This window comes from Enterobacter sp. CPE_E863 (assembly GCF_046521465.1).
Taxonomy (GTDB): Bacteria; Pseudomonadota; Gammaproteobacteria; order Enterobacterales; family Enterobacteriaceae; genus Enterobacter; species Enterobacter adelaidei.
Window position 1 is genome coordinate 3131930 of sequence record NZ_JBKFZX010000001.1, and the last position, 24218, is coordinate 3156147.

The 24218-nt window shown below is 51.4% G+C and carries 23 protein-coding genes, 1 tRNA gene and 1 pseudogene; 15 read left to right on the forward strand and 10 right to left on the reverse strand.

Annotated elements, in window-relative coordinates:
- Positions 1–74 precede the first annotated feature (74 nt).
- The 3 genes from fadJ to ACLHV8_RS15445 form a co-directional block, all read right to left on the reverse strand.
- Positions 75–2222, reverse strand: coding sequence for a fatty acid oxidation complex subunit alpha FadJ (gene fadJ, locus ACLHV8_RS15435; protein ID WP_208594191.1), 2148 nt, complete (start codon positions 2220–2222; stop codon positions 75–77).
- Entirely contained in the window at positions 2222–3532 is a 1311-nt protein-coding gene (gene fadI, locus ACLHV8_RS15440; RefSeq protein ID WP_028016197.1) for an acetyl-CoA C-acyltransferase FadI, read from the reverse strand. Before fadI ends, fadJ begins: the two co-directional genes overlap by 1 nt.
- A gap of 183 nt (positions 3533–3715) precedes the next feature.
- The gene (locus tag ACLHV8_RS15445) at positions 3716–4000 is read right to left on the reverse strand and encodes a YfcZ/YiiS family protein (protein WP_129324706.1); all 285 of its coding nucleotides are present in this window, start codon (positions 3998–4000) and stop codon (positions 3716–3718) included.
- Between the two features lie 372 nt (positions 4001–4372).
- Between ACLHV8_RS15445 and fadL the strand changes: the two genes are divergently transcribed.
- Positions 4373–5713 (forward strand): long-chain fatty acid transporter FadL, encoded by a 1341-nt coding sequence (gene fadL / locus ACLHV8_RS15450; RefSeq protein WP_080357350.1) that lies wholly within the window; start codon positions 4373–4375, stop codon positions 5711–5713.
- Between the two features lie 43 nt (positions 5714–5756).
- On the opposite strand, the gene mlaA is transcribed toward fadL, so the two are convergent.
- Complete coding sequence (gene mlaA, locus ACLHV8_RS15455; protein WP_028016194.1) at positions 5757–6509, reverse strand: phospholipid-binding lipoprotein MlaA; 753 nt, start codon at positions 6507–6509, stop codon at positions 5757–5759.
- Positions 6510–6823: 314 nt separating this feature from the next.
- Here mlaA and ACLHV8_RS15460 point away from each other — a divergent pair, with 314 nt between their 5' ends.
- The 4 genes and pseudogenes from ACLHV8_RS15460 to ACLHV8_RS15475 all read left to right on the forward strand — a co-directional run.
- The gene (locus ACLHV8_RS15460) at positions 6824–7753 is read left to right on the forward strand and encodes a formate/nitrite transporter family protein (RefSeq protein WP_208594190.1); all 930 of its coding nucleotides are present in this window, start codon (positions 6824–6826) and stop codon (positions 7751–7753) included.
- Positions 7754–7828: 75 nt separating this feature from the next.
- A tRNA-Arg gene (locus ACLHV8_RS15465) sits at positions 7829–7903 on the forward strand.
- A 175-nt stretch (positions 7904–8078) separates the two neighbouring features.
- Positions 8079–9278 carry a tyrosine-type recombinase/integrase gene (locus ACLHV8_RS15470; protein WP_007851503.1) on the forward strand — a complete coding sequence of 400 codons (1200 nt, stop codon included), beginning with the start codon at positions 8079–8081 and terminating at the stop codon, positions 9276–9278.
- Between the two features lie 143 nt (positions 9279–9421).
- A pseudogene (locus ACLHV8_RS15475) lies at positions 9422–9643 on the forward strand (transposase); the annotation flags it as partial.
- 559 nt (positions 9644–10202) lie between these two features.
- Here ACLHV8_RS15475 and ACLHV8_RS15480 read toward each other — a convergent pair.
- From ACLHV8_RS15480 to ACLHV8_RS15505, 6 genes are all read right to left on the reverse strand, one after another.
- Positions 10203–10778, reverse strand: a complete 576-nt coding sequence (locus ACLHV8_RS15480; protein ID WP_020996162.1) for a TerD family protein — start codon at positions 10776–10778, stop codon at positions 10203–10205.
- Positions 10779–10846: 68 nt separating this feature from the next.
- Positions 10847–11425, reverse strand: a complete 579-nt coding sequence (terD, locus tag ACLHV8_RS15485; protein ID WP_000116680.1) for a tellurium resistance membrane protein TerD — start codon at positions 11423–11425, stop codon at positions 10847–10849.
- Positions 11426–11473: 48 nt separating this feature from the next.
- The gene (gene terC / locus ACLHV8_RS15490; RefSeq protein ID WP_000255079.1) at positions 11474–12514 is read right to left on the reverse strand and encodes a tellurium resistance membrane protein TerC; all 1041 of its coding nucleotides are present in this window, start codon (positions 12512–12514) and stop codon (positions 11474–11476) included.
- 22 nt (positions 12515–12536) lie between these two features.
- Positions 12537–12992, reverse strand: a complete 456-nt coding sequence (locus ACLHV8_RS15495; RefSeq protein WP_000007449.1) for a tellurite resistance TerB family protein — start codon at positions 12990–12992, stop codon at positions 12537–12539.
- Positions 12993–13014: 22 nt separating this feature from the next.
- On the reverse strand, positions 13015–14172 hold the full coding sequence (locus tag ACLHV8_RS15500; RefSeq protein ID WP_001054786.1) for a TerD family protein: 1158 nt from the start codon (positions 14170–14172) through the stop codon (positions 13015–13017).
- Positions 14172–14753, reverse strand: coding sequence for a tellurium resistance-associated protein TerZ (locus tag ACLHV8_RS15505; protein ID WP_000254137.1), 582 nt, complete (start codon positions 14751–14753; stop codon positions 14172–14174). The genes ACLHV8_RS15500 and ACLHV8_RS15505 overlap by 1 nt, the downstream gene beginning before the upstream one ends.
- A 320-nt stretch (positions 14754–15073) precedes the next feature.
- Between ACLHV8_RS15505 and ACLHV8_RS15510 the strand changes: the two genes are divergently transcribed.
- From ACLHV8_RS15510 to ACLHV8_RS15555, 10 genes are all read left to right on the forward strand, one after another.
- Positions 15074–16132 carry an ATP-grasp domain-containing protein gene (locus ACLHV8_RS15510; protein ID WP_012695441.1) on the forward strand — a complete coding sequence of 353 codons (1059 nt, stop codon included), beginning with the start codon at positions 15074–15076 and terminating at the stop codon, positions 16130–16132.
- A 9-nt stretch (positions 16133–16141) separates the two neighbouring features.
- Positions 16142–17284 (forward strand): phosphoribosyltransferase domain-containing protein, encoded by a 1143-nt coding sequence (locus ACLHV8_RS15515; protein WP_001280115.1) that lies wholly within the window; start codon positions 16142–16144, stop codon positions 17282–17284.
- The gene (locus tag ACLHV8_RS15520) at positions 17277–18065 is read left to right on the forward strand and encodes a hypothetical protein (RefSeq protein ID WP_049120898.1); all 789 of its coding nucleotides are present in this window, start codon (positions 17277–17279) and stop codon (positions 18063–18065) included. Before ACLHV8_RS15515 ends, ACLHV8_RS15520 begins: the two co-directional genes overlap by 8 nt.
- Positions 18052–19131: a cysteine protease StiP family protein gene (locus ACLHV8_RS15525; protein WP_410376981.1), complete on the forward strand. Its 1080-nt coding sequence runs from the start codon at positions 18052–18054 to the stop codon at positions 19129–19131. Before ACLHV8_RS15520 ends, ACLHV8_RS15525 begins: the two co-directional genes overlap by 14 nt.
- Positions 19131–20087: an HpcH/HpaI aldolase/citrate lyase family protein gene (locus ACLHV8_RS15530; RefSeq protein ID WP_000797367.1), complete on the forward strand. Its 957-nt coding sequence runs from the start codon at positions 19131–19133 to the stop codon at positions 20085–20087. Before ACLHV8_RS15525 ends, ACLHV8_RS15530 begins: the two co-directional genes overlap by 1 nt.
- Positions 20088–20097: 10 nt before the next feature.
- Positions 20098–21306, forward strand: coding sequence for a DUF4236 domain-containing protein (locus ACLHV8_RS15535; protein ID WP_126325309.1), 1209 nt, complete (start codon positions 20098–20100; stop codon positions 21304–21306).
- A 17-nt stretch (positions 21307–21323) separates the two neighbouring features.
- A complete protein-coding gene (gene terW / locus ACLHV8_RS15540; protein ID WP_001176767.1) occupies positions 21324–21791 on the forward strand; it encodes a tellurium resistance protein TerW in 468 nt (155 codons plus the stop codon).
- A gap of 464 nt (positions 21792–22255) precedes the next feature.
- Positions 22256–22894, forward strand: a complete 639-nt coding sequence (locus tag ACLHV8_RS15545; RefSeq protein WP_001253657.1) for a vWA domain-containing protein — start codon at positions 22256–22258, stop codon at positions 22892–22894.
- Positions 22895–22916: 22 nt separating this feature from the next.
- Positions 22917–23558, forward strand: coding sequence for a TerD family protein (locus ACLHV8_RS15550; RefSeq protein ID WP_000116681.1), 642 nt, complete (start codon positions 22917–22919; stop codon positions 23556–23558).
- A complete protein-coding gene (locus ACLHV8_RS15555) occupies positions 23558–24196 on the forward strand; it encodes a vWA domain-containing protein (RefSeq protein ID WP_013087240.1) in 639 nt (212 codons plus the stop codon). The genes ACLHV8_RS15550 and ACLHV8_RS15555 overlap by 1 nt, the downstream gene beginning before the upstream one ends.
- The last annotated feature ends 22 nt before the right edge of the window (positions 24197–24218 follow it).

Below are 24218 nucleotides of genomic sequence, written 5' to 3' on the forward strand. Positions count from 1 at the left end.
TAAGTATAGTCAATCTCTGTTTACAAAATCGCCAGAACAGATTCATTCACTTCAGGATTTACCCTTCTTTGACCTCAACTTACGAGGACAGTTTCCCTTACAGGCCAAAATGTCTGGCCCTGTTCCGCCATCTGCAATAATTCGTCACACGGTGTAAACCGTGGACCATACTGCGAGGCCAAACGTTGCATGATAGCAACCACTTCACCCGCACCAAGCGTATCCATGTAACGGAACGGGCCGCCAAGGAACGGCGGGAAACCAATGCCGAATACCGCGCCGATGTCACCATCACGCGCGCTCCTGATAACCTGCTCACCAAAGCAGCGCGCCGCTTCATTGAGCATCATCATCACACACCGTTCAGCACACTGAACGGCAGACAGTTTTCCCTGACCGGCGGTCGAAATAAGCCCATAAACAGAAGGGTCGACCTGTTTCTTGCTTTTACGCCCTTTCGCGCCGTAAAGATAGAAACCGCGTTCATTTTTTCTGCCTTTGCGATCGTCCTTCAAAATTGCAGAAACAATATTTGCAGGCGGGGTAAAACGATCGCCATAAGCGGCTTCCAGCACAGGTATAATTTTAGTTCCGGTGTCTATTCCCACCTCATCCAAAAGTTGGATTGGCCCAACAGGGAAACCAAACTTGACGAGCGCCTCGTCGACGTGCTCGATTTTCTCGCCTTCTGTCAGCAACCGCATGGCTTCATTAATATAGGGAGCCAGAATGCGGTTAACGTAAAAACCGGCTTTGTCCGCCACAACGATCGGTGTCTTACCCTGCATTTTGGCCAGTTTCACCACGGTGGCGATGGTTTGCGGGCTGGTTGTGGCATGCGGGATCACTTCCACCAGCGGCATTTTTTCTACCGGGCTAAAGAAGTGCAGGCCAATCACCTGCTCCGGACGCACGGCTTTCGCCGCGATATCGCCAATCGGCAATGACGACGTGTTTGAGGCAAAAATGGTGTGCGGGGCGCAATGTAGCTCAACGTCTGCCACCATCTGCTGCTTAAGCGCCAGATCCTCAAACACGGCTTCAATCACCAGATCGCGATGCGCAAAACCACTGTAATCCGTCGTACCGGAGATCATCGCCAGGGTTTTATCACGCTCGCTTGCCCTGATATGGCGGCGTTTGACCTTCTGATCAAGGTTCTGCCAGCTATACTGCAGCGCGTGGTTGATCCCTTTCGCAGCGATGTCTTTGATACGTACAGGCAATTTACCTTTGCTTGCGGTAACAAAAGATATTCCGCCGCCCATTAGCCCACCACCCAGTACGCCAACGGCGCGTAGCGGAGCAGGTTTAGCCTCACTGCCCGGATCTTTTTTCACCTCAGTGCTGGCAAAGAAAATGCTGCGCAGTGCCTGCGACTGCGGCGTCATCGCCAGTTCACCGAAGGCTTTTGCCTCAGCGGCATAACCGCTACTGCTGCCCTGCGATAGCCCTGTTTCAATAACCTCAAGAATTCGCTTCGCCGCCGGGTAGTTGCCTTTGGTTTTCTGCTCAGTCTTTTTACCCACCATACTGAACAGCAAAGCACGTCCCAACGGCCCGGCCAGAACGCGTTCACGCACGGGTAGAGGACGTTTAGCCTGGCGTCCTTTCAGAGCCAGTTCGACGGCAGCCTCCAGCAAAATGGAATGAGGAACCACTTCATCAACCAGGCCGGCTTTCAGGGCCTGGCGGGCACGCAGTTGCTTACCCGTCAGGATCATTTCGAGTGCAGTGCTGACCCCCACAAGGCGTGGCAGACGCTGCGTTCCGCCGGAGCCTGGCAGAAGTCCTAACTGCACTTCCGGCAGACCCAGAATGGTTTTTGCGTCATCGGTACAGATACGGCTATGACAGGCCAGCGCCAGCTCCAGCCCTCCGCCCAGACATGCGCCGTGGATCGCGGCAATCACCGGGATCGGCAGAGCGTTGATCTCCGCCATCACCTGCTGGCCCTGACGCGCCAGCTCTTCGGCTTCCAGCGCGCTTTGCGCCCGGGCGATCATGTTAATGTCGGCTCCGGCAATAAAGTTGTCCGGCTTGGCAGAGATAAACACCAGGCCACGAATGGCTTTGTTGTCGCGGATCTGCTTTAGCATCGCGCGCACCTGAACACCAAATTCAGCCTTCAGGGTATTCATCTTTTCATCAGGCACATCAATAGTGATAACGGCCACGTTATCGAGGCGAACCGTCAGATTAAATGCAGATGGCATATCCATTATTCAGCCTCCAGAACCATTGCTGCACCAAGTCCACCCGCCGCACAGGCGGTAACAAGGCCAAACCCGCCGCCACGGCGACGTAGCTCGTGTAATGTTTGCGTGATCATCCTCGCCCCTGTGGCGGCAAACGGATGACCGTAGGCGATAGAGCCGCCCAGCACGTTGAATTTACTCTGATCGACTTCGCCTGTGGCATGGGCGCGGCCCAGCACATCTCGCGCAAAACGCTCGCTTGCCAGTAACTGCACGTTTGCCAGGGTTTGTGCGGCAAAGGCTTCGTGCATATCAATCAGGGTTAAATCAGCCAGCGTCAGCCCTGCGCGATCCAGTGCCAGCGGCGTGGACCAGGCAGGCCCTAACAGCATGTCCTGCCAGACATCAATGGCGGTAAAAGCGTAGCTGCGCAAATAGCCCAGGGGAGTGATACCCAGCTCTTTCGCGCGGGATTCGGTCATCAGGATCACCGCAGCAGCGCCGTCCGTCAGTGGCGTACTGTTAGCCGCGGTTACCGTGCCATGTTTGCGGTCAAACGCAGGGCGCAGTTTTGCATAATCTGCCAGCGTCGAGGTGCCGCGGATATTGTTATCTTCGGCGAGCGGTTCACGGTATGGCGGGATATAAGCGGTCATCACTTCATCAGCCAGTTTACCTTCAGACCAGGCTTTCGCTGCCAGCTGATGTGAACGGTGGGCCAGCGCATCCTGCTGCTCGCGGGTAATGCCATAGGTCTTCGCCATCTGCTCGGCGGTATCGCCCATGCGCAGACCCGTGGAATATTCCGCTACGGCAGGAGGCACAGGCATGAGATCGCGCAGGCGTAAACGAGAGAAGAGTTTGAGCTTTTGTCCGGTTGTGCGGGCTTTGTTGGCATCAACCAGGATGCGCGCCAGCTTTTTACTGACCCCGATCGGCAGTACCGAAGAGGAGTCCGCCCCGCCGGCGATCCCGGCACGAATGGTGCCCGCCATCAGGCTTTCAGCCACGTTCGCTACAGCCTGGAAGCTGGTCGCGCACGCGCGGCTGACGCTGTAGGCATCAGTATGGACATTCATTCCGGTACCGAGGACGATTTCCCGCGCAATATTCGGTGCTTCAGGCATCTGCACGACCTGACCGAAAACCAGCTGTTCGATGACCTCTGGCGGAATTTCGCTGCGAGCCAGCATCTCCCCCACCACCATTTTCCCGAGGTCAACGGCCGGTATGCCATGAAACGCCGTTGCCTGACGCGCAAATGGCGTACGCAATCCACTGACGATGGCAATGCGATCGCCCTGACGGGTAATAAGCGGTAATGCCTGACTCATAACACTCCCCTGTAAAATATTTTGCGCAAACATAAGTGGTCTGACCTGATAATAGTCTTAACCATTTTTTTACATTCAGCCAATCAGGGAAACGAAAAAGTGCGAGCTAAAACACAGAGAAGAAAAAGAAAATGCCCCTGCATGGCAGAGGCATTTACGAGGTATGTCAGCGGGCAAAAAGAATTAACGCAGACCCAACTGGAAAATCAGCGTTTCTGCTTCGCAGGCGAACACAAAGTCGATATCCAGCTTCACGCCACCTTCCACTTCGGTAAAGGTCGACTTGATTTCACACGGATCGGATTCCACATCACGCGCACGCTTGCTCAGCGCGGTCAGGGTCTCTTCCGCTTCGGCACGGTTAGTGAATACACGGCTGTAAGAGGCGGTGCAATCGGAGTTGTCCATGATGGTGCCAACATCCATACAGCAGCAAACCGGGGTTTCATCAGCACTGCATTTACTCATAGCTCAATTTCCTCTGTATTCGCGCAATGCGCGAGATAAACACGATGCTGATATTTTACGCCCCGACGCTGGCTCTCTCCAGCCGTTAATGGCGCAAAATCGGATAAGTGACCAATATCACACTAAAAAATGATCTAAAACAAAAACCCCCCTTTTGGGTGAGTCGCGATGGTCACATTTTTGCCAAGCAGATCTCGTTTCAAGAAACATGTTTGAAAATATTAATAAACAAACTTGCAACATTCCTGCTGGTCAGACCTATACTCACGCCACTGGTCTGATTTGTCTGTCATACCTCAGACCCTACACTTCGCGCTCCTGTTACGGTATGTAACAATTATTGAATAAAAATAACTCAATGAGGTTATGGTCATGAGCCAGAAAACCCTGTTCAACAAGACTGCGCTGGCAGTCGCAGTGGCACTCGTCTCCACTTCCGCATGGTCAGCGGGCTTTCAGTTAAACGAATTTTCTTCCTCTGGCCTTGGCCGCGCATATTCCGGGGAAGGCGCCATCGCTGATGATGCGGGTAACGCAAGTCGTAACCCGGCACTGATTATGATGTTTGACCGCCCAACGTTCTCTGCTGGTGCTGTCTATATTGACCCGGATGTTAATATTTCTGGTAAATCGCCGTCCGGTAAGAGCCTGAATGCGGACAACATCGCCCCAAGCGCCTGGGTTCCAAACGTACATTTTGTTGCACCTATTAACGACCAGTTTGGTTGGGGGGCATCAGTGACCTCTAACTTTGGTCTGGCGACTGAATATGGCGATAACTATGCAGCGGGCACAATGGGCGGTAAAACTGACCTGAAAACCGTAAACCTGAACCTGAGCGGCGCTTATCGCCTGAACGACAACTGGAGCTTTGGTCTTGGTTTTGATGCGGTTTACGCCGATGCTAAAATCGAGCGCTATGCAGGTGACGCCGGTATGCTGGCTGCCGGTCAGATTCTCTCTCAGGTACCAAACCTGCCTGCGGCAGCACGCCCGGCCGCCATCGCCAAAGCCAAACAACTGGCCGCCATCCCTGCCGACACCCAAATTGCACGCCTGAAAGGCAGCGAGTGGGGTTATGGCTGGAACGCGGGTATTCTGTATGAGCTGGATAAAAACAACCGTTGGGGTTTGACCTACCGTTCTGAAGTTAAAATCGACTTCGACGGAGATTACAACAGCAACATGAACACCGCCGTCCCAGGTTTCCCGTATCCAACTGGTGGCAGAACTATTCCGGGCTCTCTGACGCTTAACCTGCCAGAAATGTGGGAAGTTTCAGGTTACAACAAGGTTGCGCCACAATGGGCAATTCACTACAGCATGGCTTATACCAGCTGGAGTCAGTTCCAGGAGCTGAAAGCGACCGGCTCTAATGGCCAGACGCTTTTCTATAAGGATGAGAGCTTCAAAGACTCTTATCGTATCGCGCTGGGTACCACCTACTACTACGATACTAACTGGACCTTCCGTACCGGTATTGCCTTTGATGATAGCCCGGTTCCGGCTCAGACACGTTCCATTTCTATCCCGGATCAGGACCGCTTCTGGCTGAGCGCAGGTGCGACTTATGCGTTCAATAAAGATGCTTCTGTTGACGTAGGTGCCTCTTACATGCACGGTCAGTCCGTGACCATCAAAGAAGGTCCGTACGAGTTCCGTTCTGAAGGTAAAGCCTGGCTGTTCGGTACTAACTTCAACTACGCGTTCTAATCGCGCGGGATCAAAAAAGGTGAGCATCGCTCACCTTTTTTATTTACTGCGAATCAATGTCTTTTAATTCGTTTTCGATGGCCTTCGCGTTTGGATTCTCTTCCGGCTTCAGCTTACCGCCGTTGGCAATAAAGTCATGATTCTGGAAGTACGCTTCGCGAACCATAATATACGGGTCAGAAGACTGACGCAGCAGACCATCAGAGTCGAGCAGTTGCGCACGTGTTTCAATCCCTTCCACCGTCCATTTACCAATCGACAGCGGCCAGGTTAGCCACGACAGAACCGGATACAGCGTATCCACCATATCGCCACCATCATCACGGACGGTGAAACTGCCATAGAACGGCAGATGGACATACGGGCCGTAACCTACGCCATAATGCCCCAGAGTACTACCGAACCGGTGCGGCTGTTCACGCTGCAGTTTCGGGTTGGCCATACCTGCAACATCAATGAAGCCCCCCATCCCCAACAGAGAGTTCAGGAAGAAGCGAGTAAAATGCACCATCCCCTGATACGGGTCACCCTGCAGGAAGTAGTTCACCATTACCGCAGGCTCTTCGAGGTTGCTGGTAAAATTGCTTAACCCATTACGCGCGGGTTGCGGAACATAATCGCGCCATGCCACTGCCACCGGGCGAACCACATACGGGTCCAGCACGTTGTAGTTGAAGCTATACATTGAGCGGTTAAATCCTTCGAGAGGATCGGAGCGTCCCGTTTGCTCCCCAGAGCTGGCGCAGCCCACAAGCATCGTCGCACCCAGCGCAAGCGCCGACAGCCGAAGTTTCATAAATATCTCCCTGTTCAGTTTGGCTATCGTTGATTGCCATCCGTAACGGAGCCTTTAATGCTCCGCCTGTAAACATGCAAGCGATTGTAACAGCACGTTTACCGATGTCCATGAGCACAATTACGGGCAGTAACCAGCGTGACTCTGATCTCAGCATAGCCTGGCTTTTGGAATTCGTTTCGCTGGCAATTTTATAATGTGTTTGAAAGAGATGTCTCACCTTTGTTGCTATTGCCACCAATTTAAGAGCTTCCCCACAGGCAGCCCAATAAAAACCGCTACGCTTAGAAGAAAATCAACCTGCGGGAGTAATTATGAAAGAAGTAGGCGAAGAAAAAGTGGGAAAAAGTAATGAGAAGATTGAAATTGAGAGCGAAGAGAAAGCCCGCGGCAAGAAGATAGAAGTTGACGAAGATCGCCTCCCCTCCCGCGCGATGGCGATCCACGAGCATATTCGCCAGGATGGCGAAAAAGAGATGGAACGTGATGCCATGGCCCTATTCTGGTCAGCTATCGCTGCCGGGCTTTCAATGGGGGCTTCTCTGCTTGCTAAAGGCATCTTTCATGTGCAACTGGAAGGTGTGCCCGGCGGGTTTTTACTCGAGAATCTCGGCTATACCTTCGGCTTCATTATCGTCATCATGGCGCGGCAGCAGCTGTTTACGGAAAACACCGTTACCGCCGTTCTGCCAGTAATGCAAAACCCTACCCTCGGTAATTTCGGTTTACTGATGCGTCTGTGGAGCGTGGTCCTGCTGGGCAATATCATCGGTACAGGCGTCGCGGCCTGGGCATTTGAATATATGCCGATATTTGATGAACCCACCCGCGATGCGTTTGTGAAAATTGGCATGGATGTGATGAAAAATACGCCAGCTGAAATGTTCTCCAATGCCATCATCTCCGGCTGGATTATCGCCACGATGGTCTGGATGTTTCCTTCAGCCGGCAGCGCTAAAATTGTGGTAATCATCTTGATGACCTGGCTGATTGCGCTGGCTGACACGACGCATATCGTGGTGGGTAGCGTTGAAATACTCTATCTGGTCTTTAATGGCACACTTCACTGGAGCGATTTTTTCTGGCCATTCGCCCTGCCGACGCTTGCGGGCAACATCTGCGGCGGGACATTCATCTTCGCGCTGTTGAGCCATGCGCAAATCCGTAACGACATGTCGAACAAACGCAAAGCAGAGCTTAAGGCACGGGAAAATGATGATAAATCGACAAAAAAATCGGCATGAATGGTGACTCTTTGAGCAGTCAGGCGGCAATGCGCTTAACGCAAAGTGTAAATAACGTTATACTCGTGCCGCCTCGTCCCCTTAGTTAAATGGATATAACGAGCCCCTCCTAAGGGCTAGTTGCAGGTTCGATTCCTGCAGGGGACACCAGATATAACTCTCCTGATGTCTACCGAATTCAATAAAAACCTTTTATAATCAGCCATAACCCCTCTTCTCAGGCTATGCGACGTCAACTGAAGTCTACCCATATCTACGTGAATCAATAAACGTTTGGGGGCCTAAGTGGGGGCTTATCCTGTTCAACGGAAAATGAGGCCCCCAAATGCCACTGAATGCTCGTCAGGTCGAGACTGCAAAGCCCAGAGATAAAGCCTATAAACTCGCTGATGGCGGAGGGCTCTATCTCATGGTCAATACTAACGGTTCAAAGTACTGGCGAATGAAGTATCGATTTGCCGGTAAAGAGAAAAAACTCTCGTTCGGAACCTATCCTGACATCTCACTTGCGGAAGCCCGCACTAAGCGCGATGAAGCGAGAAAAACATTGGCAAATGATAAAGATCCCGGTGAAGTTAAAAAAGCCGAACTACTTGCCCAAAAACTATCGGTTACGAATACTTTTGAAGCGATAGCGGTTGAGTGGTACAACGCAAAAGTTTCTGGCTGGTCAAAAAACTACGCTGACTATGTTAACCGGGCCTTCAAAAACAATGTATTTCCCTTTGTTGGATCGCAGCCGGTTAATGAGATAAAGCCACTGGAGCTTCTGTCTGTATTGCAGCGTATGGAAAAGCGAGGTGCGCCGGAGCTTGCCAGTAAAGTGCGCCAACGTTGTAGCGAAGTGTTCCGTTACGCTATTGTTACTGGCCGAGCCGAGTACAACCCTGCGGCTGATCTTGGTAGTGCTTTACAGGGGTACGAGAAACAACATTATCCCTTTCTTACTGCTGCTGAGCTACCCGAGTTTTTACAAAAGCTTTCACAATACACCGGCAGTCTAGTAACGCTTCTGGCGACCCGACTACTCATGCTTACGGGCTTACGAACCGTCGAATTACGTATGGCAGAATGGAGTGAAATCGACTTCGAAAACCATATCTGGGAAATACCGAAAAGTAGAATGAAGATGAGGCGACCCCACATAGTGCCCCTTTCTGCTCAATCCTTAGCAGCACTTCGGCAACTAAAGCAATTGACCGGTACTTACCAGTTTATCTTTGCAGGTCGAAACGATGTTAATAAACCAATGAGCGAAGCCAGCATCAATATGGTTATTAAAAGGATTGGTTACGATAAGAGAGCAACCGGACATGGTTTTCGTCACACCATGAGCACAATCTTGCATGAGGAAGGATTCAACACTGCTTGGATTGAGACCCAGCTCGCGCATGTGGACAAGAACGCGATTCGCGGGACCTATAACCATGCGCAGTATCTTGAAGGGAGGAAAGAGATGATGCAGTGGTATGGGGACTATTTGGATGGATTGCGATTGGATGGAAACGTTGCCAGAGTTAGTTAATGAAGAGCCGATTCGAGTTCGGCCTTCGCACCAACAGTATGTAAATAGACCTCAACTGAGGTCTTTTTTTATGCCTAAAATGAATCGCCACGGGTTTAACAGACACCTCAGAGTCATTTAAGATGGCTTAAAGAGAGGTGCCCATGAGCGGTAAGCGTTATCCCGAAGAGTTTAAAACTGAAGCAGTCAAACAGGTTGTTGATCGCGGTTATTCTGTTTCCAGAGTTGCAACACGTCTCGATATCACCACCCACAGCCTTTATGCATGGATAAAGAAGTACGGTCCGGATTCTTCCACTAATAAAGAACAGTCAGATGCTCAGGCCGAGATCCACCGTCTCCAGAAAGAGCTGAAACGGGTTACCGGTAATGCTGTCAACCTGTTGATGACTATTTTAATCTGTAGTCATTCAATCCTTGTAACATCAGGATGATCCTGGTGTCAGTGAAAATACGAAATCAACACGTTGGTATCATTACCCGGATTGTAGATTCATATTAACTCTCCTGATTTTTGATTATTTTTAAAGCGCAGCGTTTATATATGTTCCCCAGGCTTAGTTCAGGACGCTGGATATTCGGTGAGGCGTAAATATGGTGTGACACCATATTTCATCACGCTGAAGTTTCTATACCTGTTGAATTTGAATTTTCATTGCCCGGGTATCTTATGTTCCAGATCCCGTTCCTTCATAAATCGCAAAAGTAACATATATCCGAGGGGCATGCTGTTGATATAAGGCACGGAATACTGGCTTAACCAGCAACCATAGATAAACCCGGATCCTGCAAAAAGGTTCACGCCAGAATTAACATTACTCTGCTTTCTGAAAACGCCCGGCCCCCTTTCTCAGATTCAACAGCTGATAGCGGATCGTTACCCAAAAAAAACCCCGGCATTGCCGGGGTCAGACTCAGCGTCTTTTAGACATTGACGCCGTGCTGGGAAGCAAGCGCTGACAGGCCACCGGCAAAACCCTGGCCGACAGCTTTAAACTTCCACTCAGCGCCATGGCGATACAGTTCACCGAAGACCATTGCGGTTTCAGTTGAGGCGTCTTCAGACAGATCGAAACGGGCAATTTCCGTGCCGTTGTCGTTGTTGTAAACGCGCATGAAGCTGTTGCTCACCATGCCGAAGTTTTGTTTACGAGCTTCTGCATCATAGATGGTAACGGCAAACACCAGTTTTTTGATGTCTGCTGAGACTTTGGTCAGATCAATTTTGACCTGCTCATCGTCGCCGTCGCCTTCACCGGTACGGTTGTCGCCCTGGTGCTCTACTGCGCCATCAGGGCTGGTTTTATTATTGAAGAAAATGAAATGGGCATCTGACAGCACTTTACCGTCTTCACCTACTGCGAATACGGAAGCGTCAAGGTCAAAACCCTGACCATCGGTTACACGGGCATCCCAGCCCAGACCAACCATAGCGACATTCATGGTTGGTGCTTCTTTGGTCAGAGATACGTTGCCGCCTTTTACGAGAGAAACTGCCATTTTTAGCTCCTGCAAACAGTTGAATGAGGCTGAATTAACAGCCCCGGATATGAAAAGTTACTTTTCGATCAGGACGCGTTAATGCCGTACTGAGCACATACAGATGCCAGACCACCAGCATAACCCTGGCCTACTGCGCGGAATTTCCACTCACCATTGTGGCGATACAGCTCGCCAAACAGCATGGCGGTTTCAGTGGACGCATCTTCGGTCAGATCGTAGCGAGCGACTTCAGTCTGGTTATCGTCATTAACCAGACGAATAAACGCACCGGATACCTGACCAAAGCTCTGGCGACGAGCCTGAGCATCGTGGATGGTCACAACGAAGATGATCTTGTCAACTTCAGACGGGACGGCGTCCAGTTTAATTTTCAGCGATTCATCATCACCATCGCCCTCACCGGTGCGGTTATCGCCGGTGTGTGTTACGGAACCGTCGGATGACGTCAGGTTGTTATAGAAGATGAAATCTGAATCGCCGCGCACTTTGCCGTTTGAGGCCAGCAGGAATGCTGAAGCATCCAGGTCAAAGTCCTGACCGTCTGTTGAACGCGCATCCCAGCCAAGGCCCACCAGGACGTTTTTCATTGACGGAGCTGCTTTACTTAGGGAGACGTTCCCGCCTTTGGAAAGAGAAACACTCATAAAATAACCTCTTCGATTAGTAATTGTTCAGGTTAACACTTAAGGGGATTAACTCCCCTTTTCCTCAGATTCAGGTTTGCCCGGGAACATGACGCTTGCGAGAATGCCCAGCGCCAGTACACCCAGTACAACATACAGGCTGGTTGTTGCCGCGATGCTGTAACCATGATGCCAGATGTGATCGGTCGCATTCAGGCCGAGTTTTGCCGCGATGAAGAACAGTAGCACGATAACGGCCTTCTCCAGATGAACCAGGTACTGTTTCAGTGCCTCAAGGACAAAGTACAGAGTACGCAGGCCCAGGATAGCAAACATCATGGCACTATAGACGATAAGCGGTTCACGACTGACGGCAATGATTGCCGGTACCGAGTCAAACGCGAACATTACGTCCGAGAGTTCAACCACAGCCACACACAGGAACAGCGGGGTCGCATACAGCGCCGCTTTTTTACCACGGCCAATGGTGACATCGCTGTTTTCTGGTTTCGCCAGTTCAGCATCCACTTCCTTCTGGTTAAGCAGGAAGGCATGCCCTCTGAGCTTCGGCCAGATAGGGAAGAAGCGTTTAACCATGCGGTAAGCCAGATGCTGGGAGTAATCCTCAATTTCATCATCGTCATCACCGCTTTTAAGCATCATGACCGCTGTCCAGGCAACGATAATAGCGAAGACAACTTCAACATACGGCCCCAGACTCAGCAGGCTCGTACCGATGGCGACAAAGATGCCCCTGAAGACAATGGCACCAATGATCCCCCAGTAGAGAACACGGTGGCGATAACGATCCGGAACGGCGAACCAGGAGAAGATGGCCATCATGACGAACAGGTTATCGACCGACAGCACTTTCTCCAGCGCATAACCCGTGACAAACAGACTGGCAACCTCAGCACCGTGGTGGATATAGAGGAAACCGGCAAATGCCATCGCAACCACAACCCAGAATACGGACCAGAGCGCCGCACTCTTCAGCGAAATAGGCTTGTCATCACGGTGCATAAACAGGTCAATAAAGATGGCACCGACTGAAAGCGCAATAAAAACAATGACCGTTTCAGTCGGGAAGCCGATGTGTGTGGAAACCATATTTTACCCTTAGGGATGTGGATCAGAGGCCAAATTCAGCCGGGTCGAAGCCCAACGCGATAGCGATCTCGCGGGAGGCCAGTTTCTCGTCCTGATCGAAGTTACCGTCACTTTTCGCAACGGCAATACCAACACGTAAGGCCAGCTGAGCGGCCTCAGGCTGATCTTTCAGCGCCAGGATGTATTTCATGGTTTCGCCCTTGCCGATTTCAACATCGAAATCGAAGCTTGAAACCAGTTTATTGAAGAACTCAATCACCTCATTGGTATCGAAGACCTTCAGCTCTTCTGAAGAGCGCAGAAAGCCCATCATTTTCTGCTTTTCTTCCGAACTTACGCCGTCACTCGATACGGCAATACGGGCACATACAGCAACGGTGCCCTGCATGAATTTTTTGTTTTTGAAACGGCCAACCTGGCGGGTCAGTTCGTCACGGCCTGAGTTAATGGCACCTTTAACTTTGTCGAAAAAGCTCATACCTGTTTCCTTTGTTGCTGTGTTATTTAGAACCGGCGCTCCAGCGAAATCCCCAGCCAAATGCCCGGTCCATTTCGTCCTGGCCTTTGAAGTACTGGTTAATTCGCTCGACTTTAATTGCGCCGTTTTCGTTTACGAGTCTGGCAATGGCGCACAATGTGCGACGGTTTTCACCTTCGGTCAGGCGGGTCTCAATGGGCGGTTGATCCGGCACATGAATGGTGACCACACCATCAGTCTTGTCCCAGCTGGGAACACCTTCATAAATAAAGGCGTAAATCAGCACTTCGCGGATATGCTTCCATTCACGTCCATTGATATGCAGCCACTCGCCGTCTGATACATCACCCGTCCGGTCATCGCCCTTGAGCTGAACATACGGTTCATCGCGATAATCACCGAATGCATTACCGAGCGCCTGAATGACCGATTTATACCCGTCCTGAAGCTCAACAAAGGCCCCCAGATCCAGGTCGATTCCTTTGGAGCCGAACATGCCTGCAAAGCCTGATTTGCCGCTGCCCCGGTGCCAGTTCAGGTTGATCCGGATTTCACCGAAGTTATCCCGTTTGGTCAGGCTGATTGCAGGCTTCTCTTTTGTCAGCGATACCTTGCTCAGGCTGATTTTTGTCTCAACTGGCGGAGGGGTTACAACCGGAGGAGTCGGGGCTGCGGGAGCCGGTTCGTCGGCAATATTTACGCCGAAATGCTCTGCCAGCGGTTTAAGTCCACCGTTGAACCCCTGCGCAACAAAGCGGAATTTCCAGTCATTATTACGACGGTAAAATTCACCCAGAATTAAGGCTGCTTCCTGACGGCCGCTCAATTCGACACTGCCGCTAACCAGGCCGGTAGCCCCTTGCTCCACGTCGATGGAAAGATTACGAAGACCGGACACCGTCTGCCCACCGTCACAGGTCACGGTGAACGCAATTTTTTGGACATCAGGTTTCAGCCGGTTGAGCGCGACAGTAAAGGTTGAGTACTGGCCTTCACTGACCAGGCTGACGGTACCATCATCGTTACGTGGCTGACCATAGAACACCATGTCCGCATCACCCTGCACCTTCCCGTCGGCATACAGGCGAAACGCCGAAGCATCCACCTGGCCGCCCGAGGTGATCCGGACCCGCAACTCCTGGGCTGGAACGGGGGCATTGCCCCCCGGCGTCAGGTTCATTAGCGGATAACCGCTGAAACGATATCGGAGTGCATATCGTCAATTGTGCGGCCGCGACAGGCATGGCCAAGGGCGGTAAAGTCCCAGTTGCCGTTATTACGGCGCAGCGAAGAAATAACGATCCCGGTATGTGAGCCCTGCTCAGTCAGCTTGTAGCGAGCCAGCTCTTTGCCGGTTTGATCGACAACGCGGCAGAACGCGTTTTCGACGTCATTGAACGACTGACCACGGAAGCTGTTTACCGTAAACGCCAGGTATTCAACGTTTGCAGGCAGTCGGGAGAGGTTGACATTAATCACCTCATCGTCACCGTCACCTTCACCGGTCAGGTTATCGCCACTGTGCACAACAGCGCCGCAGGTGGATTCCAGTTTGCGGAACCAGATGGTGTCAATTGTTTTACCGGTGCTGTCCATTAATACGCAGCCAGCATCGAGATCGATTGAGTCGTTGCCTCCAAACAATCCTCCAAGAAGACCTTTTTTCTTAACCGGATCCCAACCGAGACCGAAATGAAGCTGGCTTAATGCAGATGATTCTTTGCTGAGTGATACCGTCTGGTTCTTAACTAATGAAACCATGTTTTATTCCTTAAAATGGTAATGACCGAGACAATCAAAGGTATATTTAGTAACTGACGAAGAAAATCATATCATGATGAAGTTCTCTGACAAGGGAAATTTTGGTAGTTTTCTGTAAAAACACAAAAAGAAATCCTTTTCAGGGTGTTAATTTTCTAAGTTTAATTTAAATATCAATGTGTTATCAGGAATCCAAAAAACCTGACGCACTCCATAACCACAGGAGTTATAAATCATATTATGATTGACATGTAGCTTAGACACTCATAGACTCACTTCTCAATCATAAATTTGCATGGCGTTCCGGATAATTAAAAAAAATGAACAAGAAAATTTGGTTTATGGAAGGTTTATCCTCCCAGCGAGATATTATTCAGGGGGTAAAATCATTTGCAAAAAAAAATAATTTTGCCATTACCGTTTTTGCCTCCCACCGTAACGAAAGAAATGAAATCCTTTCCGTTGCCGACTATTCTTTGACTGAACCTGAAGATCCTCAAAAACGTCTTCAGTTTATCCAGGAAACCATTCAGTCCTACGGCATCCACCATATTCATACTGGCCGTAACAGCCAGTGGTTTGAAGAACACCGTTCAGCCATTGAATCGACCGGTGCCACCCTTACTACCGGTGCAACGGGCGTCGACTGGTTAACTCTGGCTGACGAAAAAGTTACTTTTGCTCAGTTTATGGAGCAAAAGGGTCTCCCGGTCGTACCATCCTGGCGGGTGAATACGCTGGCAGAATTAAAAACACACCTCGCGGCCCCGCCGTTCACTGACAGCCCGGTATGCGTGAAGCCGGTGACGGGTATCTATGGCATGGGATTCTGGCGCTTTGATGACAGTGCTTCGCCTATGGCCGTCTTTAATCATCCCGAACATCGTCTGGTCAGTCCGCAACAGTATATTGCAGCAGCATCAGCTGCTGAGTCGTTTAAACCCCTTGTTTTGATGCCGTACCTGCCAGGCCCGGAATTTTCCGTCGATATCCTCGCGGATAAGGGCGAAATACTCGCAGCCGTGGGACGCCGTAAGGAAGGGGTTATCCAGTATCTGGTAAACGAAGGAAGCGCCTGGGAACTGGCGTGTGACTGCGCCAGGGTTATGAAGGCCGACGGGCTGGTGAATGTTCAGACGCGAAACGATGTGAATGGCAACCCGGTGCTGCTTGAAACCAACATGCGTCCGTCAGGGGGGGTGGGTTATACCCTTCACAGCGGGGTGAACCTTCCTGGGTTATTTGCTGCCTTTAAGCTCGGTCTGATGTCTGAAGATATGGTGCGCCAGAGCGCTAAAAACACCTTTTCTCCGGTTGCGGTGAGATCCATTACGGATGTAATTGCATACCCGGAATCACTCTCTAACCTTCTGAATTAAGGCGTATTTATGTCTGATATCCTCGAAGATATGATTTATCGCCGTACCCTCTCATGCGGTACGATTCAGGTAACCCGCGACCAGGGTGAAGTTTCGCTCGATGACCTGTTTGACATCGCTGAAAGACGTAACCCGAAACGCGCCTTTCTGTTTGTCAGCAAAGTACTCGGCAGGCACATTCCCGTGCCACCCTCAGTCATGCGGCAGGCCTACAGACAGCTTGCCAGCCAGTTCCCCTCGACACTGACAGGACCCGTACTGTTTATCGGTATGGCTGAAACCGCCGTTGGGCTTGGGGCCGGTGTATTTGATGAAGTGCGCCACCAGCATCCTGAATCTGTCTATCTGACCTCTACCCGTCACCCGGTTGATGGCACGTTGCTTTGCGAGTTCAAGGAAGAACACAGCCACGCCACCGATCATCTGATCTATCTGCCAGATGATGAAGAGAAAAGACGTCGTGTTACCAACGCACGAACGCTGGTTTTGATTGATGACGAGGCAACCACCGGTAATACCTTTATTAACCTGCTTTCAGCCCTGCGTAATACCGGCAAGCTTCAACATATTGAACAGGTTATAGCCGTTACGCTTACCGACTGGAGTGGCAAAGCCTTGTCCGAGCGCAGCACCTTACCAGTCACTTCGGTTTCTCTTGTAAGCGGTAAGTGGGGATGGACCCCATTACCTGATGCACCTGTCCCGGACATGCCGAAAGTCAACGTAACTTCACGAGGAGAATGGGACATCCAGGGAAAACAGTCCTGGGGCCGACTGGGGATGCTCGCACCTGCGGCCGATCTCGGCCATGAGGTCTCCGTCCACAAGGGGGAACGTATTCTGGTTCTCGGGACCGGGGAATTCGTCTGGGAGCCGTTCCTGCTTGCTGAACGGCTCGAAGCTGCCGGAGCACAGGCATTTTATGGATCGACCACCCGCTCCCCTATCGCCGTTGGTTATGCCATTGAGTCCGCCATTTCCTTTACGGATAACTACGGGCTGGGCATCCCCAATTTTGTCTATAACGTCGCCCACCAGCAGTTTGACCGCATTCTTGTGTGTACTGAGACACCCGCAGAAAGTATTGACACGCAGCTTCTTAAAGCGCTGGCTGAGGTTGCGGCCGTCGTGGAGATTGTTACCTATGAATAAACCCGTTGTTCTGAGCGACCTTGACGACACGCTCTTTCAGACCCGTCGTAAAATGGTGGACGAGCTGGCCCTGGAGCCATTCCGTACCGGTGCCGTTGATCGCACCCTGAATCCACGAAGCTTTATGACGGAAGAACAGTCCATGTTAGTGGACTGGCTTCTGGAGCAGGCTGAACTCATTCCCGTTACCGCACGGGGAACTGAAGAAATCAGCCGCGTACGGATCCCTTTCCACTCCTGGGCAATCACCACGCACGGGGCCGTCATTCTCACGCCTGAAGGCAACCCCGACGAGGAGTGGAAGGCCCATATGCTCGGCCAGCTGGCTCCCTATCAGGAAAAGCTGACATCGATGCAGCGTCTGATCACTGAAATGATGGACGCAAAAGGGATTAATGCCTGGGCAAGACTGAACTTCGAATACGGTGAAACGGCGGTTTATATGGTGATGAAACACCGCGACAGCACCCGCCTTGACGAGCTCAATGCCATTGCAGATGAGATAGAAACGGTGTTTCCGACCGAGGGCTTCTATATCCACCGCAACAGTAATAACGTGGCCTGGCTTCCCACCCCGGTTGAGAAAGGGCTGGCCGTCAGCTGGCTGCTTGAAAAACTTCGGGCTGAACGCGGCGTTTTCCCCGTAATTGGTCTGGGCGACAGCCTGAGCGATCATCGTTTTATGAAACTGTGCAGCTGGTTTGGCATCCCGCGTCAGAGTCAGTTTGCAGATGCCATTTCACAGCGAATTTTTGGAGAAAATGAAAATGCAGCCACATGACACATTTACCGGCTCATACCAGCCCGGTGACGTGGAATTTCTTCTAAAGCCGGTTGTCATTGAGATGACGCCGGTTGATCAAAAAGAAGAGCTGATTCAGTCCGGGAAGAAACATTATTCAGACATGCTCAGCCAGGAGCCAGCGCCAACACAATGGCATCTTGATTTGTTTCACCGGGCGCTGGATCGGGGCGCAGAGAGGCTTGCAAAAGAAGTCACACAGCTCGCTATTGCTCTGGCCGAACGCTTCGGTGATGAGCCCATTGTACTGGCCAGTCTTGTCAGGGCTGGCGTGCCGCTCGGCGTTATGCTGCACCAGGCCCTGCGTGACATGGGGAAAACCTCATGGCATTACGGTATCAGCATCATCCGGGATCGTGGAATTGACGGTGCAGCCCTCGACGTCATTGAAGAGCGGCATGGTACCAGCGGTATTGTCTTTGTTGACGGATGGACAGGTAAAGGCGCAATTACCGGAGAGCTTGTACGCGCACTGAAAGATCGCCCGGGCTATCCTGAGCAGCCGCGACTGGTTGTCCTGGCCGATCCCTGTGGCTGCTCCTGGCTTGCAGCCAGTGATGATGACTGGCTCATTCCTTTTGGCATCATGGGTGCGCCGGTGTCAGGCCTTATCTCCCGGTCAGTATGGTCCTCTGAAGGATTACATGGGTGCATGGTTTGCGAGCATCTCAGTGAATTCGAATGCAGCCGGATGCTTGTCGATACCGTCGCTCATTTCCGTAAGAAGTTAACACCGACATCCCTCGCTCCCCTGAGCTGGAATACGGAGTCAGCCCGGACCTTGTGGCAGACAAGTCGCGACGTTATCGCGTTCCTGGCCGATGAATTTAAAGTGGACAGCGTCAATCGTATTAAACCCGGTATTGCTGAAGCAACCCGGGCTGTATTACGTCGGGTACCGGACCATGTATTTGTGCGTTCTATTGACGACCCGGACGTTGCCTTGCTTGTAGGGCTTGCTCGTGAAAAGGGAATAGTTGTTACAGAAATGGGGGGAACCCTCGGCCAGTATCGGGCTGTAACCATTATCAAGAAGGTACTCTGATGAAAAATCGTCTTTCTCCCTGGAATCTGGGAGCCACGCTATACATGCCTGCAACACGGGAAGATATTGCTGATGCCGTCCTGCACGGGAAAATCCCGGGTTTGCGCTCTCTGGTAATTTGCCTGGAGGATGCTGTCAGTGAAGCAGACATCCCCGTCGCCCTCAAAAATCTGGAGCACCTGCTGCACGAGCTCAGTAACAGCATGCGTAGCCTGGGTAAAAATGACTGGCCTCTGGTGTTCATTCGCCCCCGGCATGCCGAAATGGGCAGATGGTTAAAAGCGCATTATGATCTTTCCGCTGTCGACGGGTTTGTGTTGCCGAAATTTACCCTCAGTTCGTTAGCTGAATGGTGGGATATCATGGGCGGGACTCACCTGTGCATGATGCCAACGCTGGAAACAGAAGACGTCTTTGACGTGGTTCAGATGCGCGAGCTGGCCACCCATCTGGTGGAACATCCCTGCCACGACCGCATTATTGCGCTTCGAATCGGCGGCAACGATCTTATGAACGTTGTGTCGCTTCGCCGTCCCCGGGACCTGACGCTGTATGACAGCCCGATGGGCTACGTCATCAAAATGCTCGTTTCGGTCTTCGGCCCGCGTGATTTTGCCCTGACCGCGCCCGTATGTGAGCATATTGACGATCATGCCGTTATGGCCAGAGAGCTGGCTCTTGATATGGCACATGGGCTTGTTGGGAAAACGGCCATTCACCCGGGTCAGATAGAGGTCATTCAAAACGCGCTGATGGTCACTCAGGGTGAGCATTCTGACGCTCTGCGGATCCTGAACTCTACCCAGGCCGTGTTTAAGTCGCAGGGAGCAATGTGTGAACCCGCCACACATCGCCGCTGGGCGGCTGGCATTCTGGACAGAGCTCGTTTTTATGGGTTACAGAACGAGCAAAGCGCTGATGGAATCAGATTACTTACCGTGACCCAGCATCATTAAGGAAATCATAATGGGGTTCAGGTTCAGAAAGTCGATCAACATTATTCCTGGTGTTCGCCTCAACCTGAGTAACGGTGCACCGAGCCTGAGTGTCGGGACGAGAGGTGCTTCCGTTTCTTTTGGAAGCCGGGGGACCTATGCCAATCTGGGCTTGCCCGGTACCGGGCTGAGTTACCGTACCCGGCTTGACCGGGCCGCGCGTTCCGGAGGTGGGAACCGGACGGCTACCGACCCGGGGCTCAGACAGGCGCTTGAGCAGGCAGCCGCTGATCTCATGTCAGCGGTGACCGCAATCCGTAATATTCACGAGCTGACGCCGGATCCCAAAACAGGCATCAGCTGGGCAGAGCTGGAAGCAGTATACCTGCATAACAGAACGTCGCCTTTTCAGCTTCCGGCACCGGTGCGTCCAGAAAAGCCAGACTACCTTGCATTGCCGGAAAAGCCTGCCGAGAGCGAAGGCATTAGTTTTCTGGGTAAATGGTTTGAATCGGAATCAGCTAAAGCTGAGCGCCACGCCGAAAACCTTCGCAGGTGGCAGCAGGAGCTGATTGATGTGGAGCGTGAGAATACCCTTCGACAGCACCGGTACCAGCAACAACGGACGGCCTGGGCCGAACAGTATGCAAACTGGAAGTTTGAGGCTGAAGAACATGAAAAACGGCTCGCCACGGCTCAGGCAGATGCCCGGCAGCAGTTCCGCACAGACGCCGCGTTTTTCGAATCATACCTGGCGGGTGTGCTGGCAGAAACTGAATGGCCGCGTGAAACGCTTGTTGCATTTGAAGTAAAGCCGGAGCTATCAGCAGTCCTGCTGGACGTTGATTTAGCTGAGATTGAAGATTTCCCTGATAAGATTTACGGCGTTAATGCCCGGGGCACGGAGCTGACGGAAAAAGCCATGACGCAAAAAGCCGTACGCGAAAACTATGCCCGCCACGTCCATGGCTGCTTGTTCCGCCTGGTCGGTATCGTTTTACATACGCTACCGTTCGACAACGTGATTGTGTCAGGCTTTACGCAACGGGTCAGTAAACGGACCGGCTATCTGGAGGATGAGTATATCCTGTCCTGCAAATGCACTCGTAGCCAGATGTCGTCAGTAAATTTTGCAGGCATAGAACACATTGATCCGGTTGAAGCGTTAGGCGATGACCCGGTTATTCGAAAGATGAGCAGTACCTTCATTTTTCAGCCTATTGAACCACTAACCCTTTAAGCAGGCTAAATCTTACGATGCAATTAAATACCAGACAGGCCCGGATTTTTAAGCTTGCCAACTTACTGGGCACCGGCAAGCCCGTTTCCGCTGCCGACATTATAACCAGTCTGGAATGCTCAGAGCCGACATTAACCCGGGCCCTCAAAGAGCTACGCGAGTCATATTCTGCGGAGATCAAATACAGCAAGGCAGGTCATTCCTACCATCTCGTTAATCCGGGCCAGCTGGATAAAAAGACCCTCCGCCGGATGAATGAAGCGCTCGCACAGAATGCTGAACTGAAAACCGGTGAGTCTACAGGGAAGGTCGTACTCGATAAGGATAAAAAAACAGCCGTGTCATTATCGCTACGCATGCGGATCTTAAGAAAAATTGACCGTCTGGCTGCGCTGAGTGGCTCGACCCGAAGTGAAGCCGTAGAGAAGCTGGCTCTGCACTCCGTTGATGAACTGATAAAGGAATACAGCGCTAAAAAGTCCTGACGCTAAATCTCAGACCGGGGTGAAAACTCCGGTTTTGTCATATTTCACCTCTGTATTGGCGTGACGTAGTTTTGGTCTATTCTCCTCCCGCAATGTCAGCAGCGCCTTACTGCCTACAAAAGCTGGTGTCTTGACATCCTCTTGTGCTACACATCAATCTTTGGGCGATTTACACTCCATTCATGCAGATCTGTGATGTATGATGATTTTCATACATAAGACAGTTTATTTTTGCCGGAGTTTTTTTCAGTAACCTTATATTCCAGTCCAGTCTGAGCTATTTTCTGTTGATAAGGGGCCATTCACATGTCGGTAATTCAATGGTGGTTAACTTATTTCTATAATGCCGCTTCTGAATATTTAATCTCCACCCGACAGATGTCGTGCCGTTTTATCAAATCAACAAACCCTGGCCTCTTCCTGAAACTACTCTCCTCTTCCGATCTCTTAAGAAGGAATTACATTTGAGACGCTTACCCGTATATCTGCTACTCGACACGTCCGGCTCTATGCACGGAGAGCCTATCGAAGCGGTTAAAAATGGCGTTCAGACGCTGCTTACCACGCTGAAACAGGATCCGTATGCACTCGAAACGGCTCACGTGTCAGTGATCACCTTTGATTCTTCAGCCCGACAGGCAGTCCCCCTGACAGACCTCCTGAGTTTCCAGATGCCAGCACTAACAGCCAGCGGCACCACGTCTCTTGGCGAAGCGCTTTCCCTCACGGCCAGCTCCATTGCCAAAGAAGTACAGAAAACGACGGCTGACACTAAAGGTGACTGGCGTCCCCTTGTATTCCTGATGACGGATGGAAGTCCGAATGATGACTGGCGTAAAGGCCTGAATGACTTTAAAGCGGCCAGAACCGGCGTTGTTGTGGCATGTGCAGCCGGGCATGATGCCGATACCAGCGTCCTCAAAGAAATCACTGAAATCGTGGTTCAGCTCGATACAGCTGACAGTTCGACGATTAAAGCTTTCTTTAAATGGGTCAGTGCGAGCATTTCGGTAGGCAGTCAGAAAGTGGAGTCCAGCAAAAAAGAAGTGATCGGTCTTGAAGACCTGCCACCGCCGCCGCCAGAAGTAAATGTGGTCTTATAATTTTATTGATTAAGGGGATATCATGTCTGTCAGTCTGAGCAAAGGCCAGGGCGTAAGCCTGAAAAAAAATGAATACGATCTCTCGTCCGTTACTATCGGCCTCGGTTGGGATATTAATGAGGAAAAGAAAGGTTTTCTCGGCGGGATCTTTGGTAAAAAAGAAGAAGAATACGACCTTGATGTGATCGCTTTCCTGTGTAATTCAGCCGGAAAGGTGACCGATCTCGGCAATGTGGAAAATGGTAAACCAACGCTTGTGAATGGCGATATCATCTTTTTCAACAGCCTTCGCCATAAGTCAGGCAATATCTGGCTGACGGGCGATAACCGAACCGGAGCCGGTGACGGTGACGATGAGCAAATTATTGTGCGCCTGAATTCCCTTGACGCTCAGTACGAGAAAATTGTGTTCATCGTTCAGATCTACAATGGTGAAAAGCTCCAGCAGCACTTTGGAAAAGTTCAGAATGCCTTCATCCGGGCAGTAGATGCCCGTAATATTGAAATGGCACGATTCGATCTTTCTGGCGGACCCGCCTTCGCCAGCCAGCGCTCCATGGTTTTTGCCGAGCTGATACGCGAGGCTACAGGCTGGAAACTCAGGGCAATTGGTGAGCCTTCAGAATCAGATTCGTTTGTCTCGCACCTGAGGAATTACATGTGATGCGCCGCCTGCCTGTTTACCTTGTTATCGACACATCCGGGTCGATGCGCGGTGAGTCCATCCATTCCGTTAACGTTGGAATTCAGGCGATGCTTAGCGCTCTTCGCCAGGATCCCTACGCCCTCGAAAGCGTTCATATCTCCATTATCACCTATGACAATGGGGCGCGTGAGTTCATTCCTCTCACGCCGCTGGAAGACTTCCAGTTTTCTGACATCGTTGTGCCAAGCGCAGGCGGGACGTTCACCGGTGCTGCCCTTGAATGTCTGATGCAGTGTGTTGAACGGGATGTACGTCGCTCAGATGGTGATACAAAAGGAGACTGGCGTCCTCTGGTATTCCTGATGACTGATGGAACCCCTTCTGATGCCCTGGCGTACGGTGAAGCGGTAAAAGCGATTCGCGGCCGGGGATTCGGATCCATCATTGCCTGCGCCGTTGGTCCTAAAGCAGGCCATGAGCACTTAAAACAGCTCACCGATAAGGTTGTGTCTCTGGAGACGCTAGATTCAACCGCGTTTGCAGGTTTCTTTAAATGGGTATCGGCCAGCGTGTCTTCCGGCAGCACAAGCGCGGGGATCAATAACGGAACTGATACCCTTCCCCCTCCTCCACCAGAAATCCAGCTGGTGCTCTGACAGACAGAAAGGTGCTGCTTTC

Coding starts and splice junctions, on each gene's coding strand:
- fadJ (WP_208594191.1), bottom strand. CDS start 2,222: ATGGATATGCCATCTGCATTTAATCTGACGGTTCGCCTCGATAACGTG.
- fadI (WP_028016197.1), bottom strand. CDS start 3,532: ATGAGTCAGGCATTACCGCTTATTACCCGTCAGGGCGATCGCATTGCC.
- ACLHV8_RS15445 (WP_129324706.1), bottom strand. CDS start 4,000: ATGAGTAAATGCAGTGCTGATGAAACCCCGGTTTGCTGCTGTATGGAT.
- fadL (WP_080357350.1), top strand. CDS start 4,373: ATGAGCCAGAAAACCCTGTTCAACAAGACTGCGCTGGCAGTCGCAGTG.
- mlaA (WP_028016194.1), bottom strand. CDS start 6,509: ATGAAACTTCGGCTGTCGGCGCTTGCGCTGGGTGCGACGATGCTTGTG.
- ACLHV8_RS15460 (WP_208594190.1), top strand. CDS start 6,824: ATGAAAGAAGTAGGCGAAGAAAAAGTGGGAAAAAGTAATGAGAAGATT.
- ACLHV8_RS15470 (WP_007851503.1), top strand. CDS start 8,079: ATGCCACTGAATGCTCGTCAGGTCGAGACTGCAAAGCCCAGAGATAAA.
- ACLHV8_RS15480 (WP_020996162.1), bottom strand. CDS start 10,778: ATGGCAGTTTCTCTCGTAAAAGGCGGCAACGTATCTCTGACCAAAGAA.
- terD (WP_000116680.1), bottom strand. CDS start 11,425: ATGAGTGTTTCTCTTTCCAAAGGCGGGAACGTCTCCCTAAGTAAAGCA.
- terC (WP_000255079.1), bottom strand. CDS start 12,514: ATGGTTTCCACACACATCGGCTTCCCGACTGAAACGGTCATTGTTTTT.
- ACLHV8_RS15495 (WP_000007449.1), bottom strand. CDS start 12,992: ATGAGCTTTTTCGACAAAGTTAAAGGTGCCATTAACTCAGGCCGTGAC.
- ACLHV8_RS15500 (WP_001054786.1), bottom strand. CDS start 14,172: ATGAACCTGACGCCGGGGGGCAATGCCCCCGTTCCAGCCCAGGAGTTG.
- ACLHV8_RS15505 (WP_000254137.1), bottom strand. CDS start 14,753: ATGGTTTCATTAGTTAAGAACCAGACGGTATCACTCAGCAAAGAATCA.
- ACLHV8_RS15510 (WP_012695441.1), top strand. CDS start 15,074: ATGAACAAGAAAATTTGGTTTATGGAAGGTTTATCCTCCCAGCGAGAT.
- ACLHV8_RS15515 (WP_001280115.1), top strand. CDS start 16,142: ATGTCTGATATCCTCGAAGATATGATTTATCGCCGTACCCTCTCATGC.
- ACLHV8_RS15520 (WP_049120898.1), top strand. CDS start 17,277: ATGAATAAACCCGTTGTTCTGAGCGACCTTGACGACACGCTCTTTCAG.
- ACLHV8_RS15525 (WP_410376981.1), top strand. CDS start 18,052: ATGCAGCCACATGACACATTTACCGGCTCATACCAGCCCGGTGACGTG.
- ACLHV8_RS15530 (WP_000797367.1), top strand. CDS start 19,131: ATGAAAAATCGTCTTTCTCCCTGGAATCTGGGAGCCACGCTATACATG.
- ACLHV8_RS15535 (WP_126325309.1), top strand. CDS start 20,098: ATGGGGTTCAGGTTCAGAAAGTCGATCAACATTATTCCTGGTGTTCGC.
- terW (WP_001176767.1), top strand. CDS start 21,324: ATGCAATTAAATACCAGACAGGCCCGGATTTTTAAGCTTGCCAACTTA.
- ACLHV8_RS15550 (WP_000116681.1), top strand. CDS start 22,917: ATGTCTGTCAGTCTGAGCAAAGGCCAGGGCGTAAGCCTGAAAAAAAAT.
- ACLHV8_RS15555 (WP_013087240.1), top strand. CDS start 23,558: ATGCGCCGCCTGCCTGTTTACCTTGTTATCGACACATCCGGGTCGATG.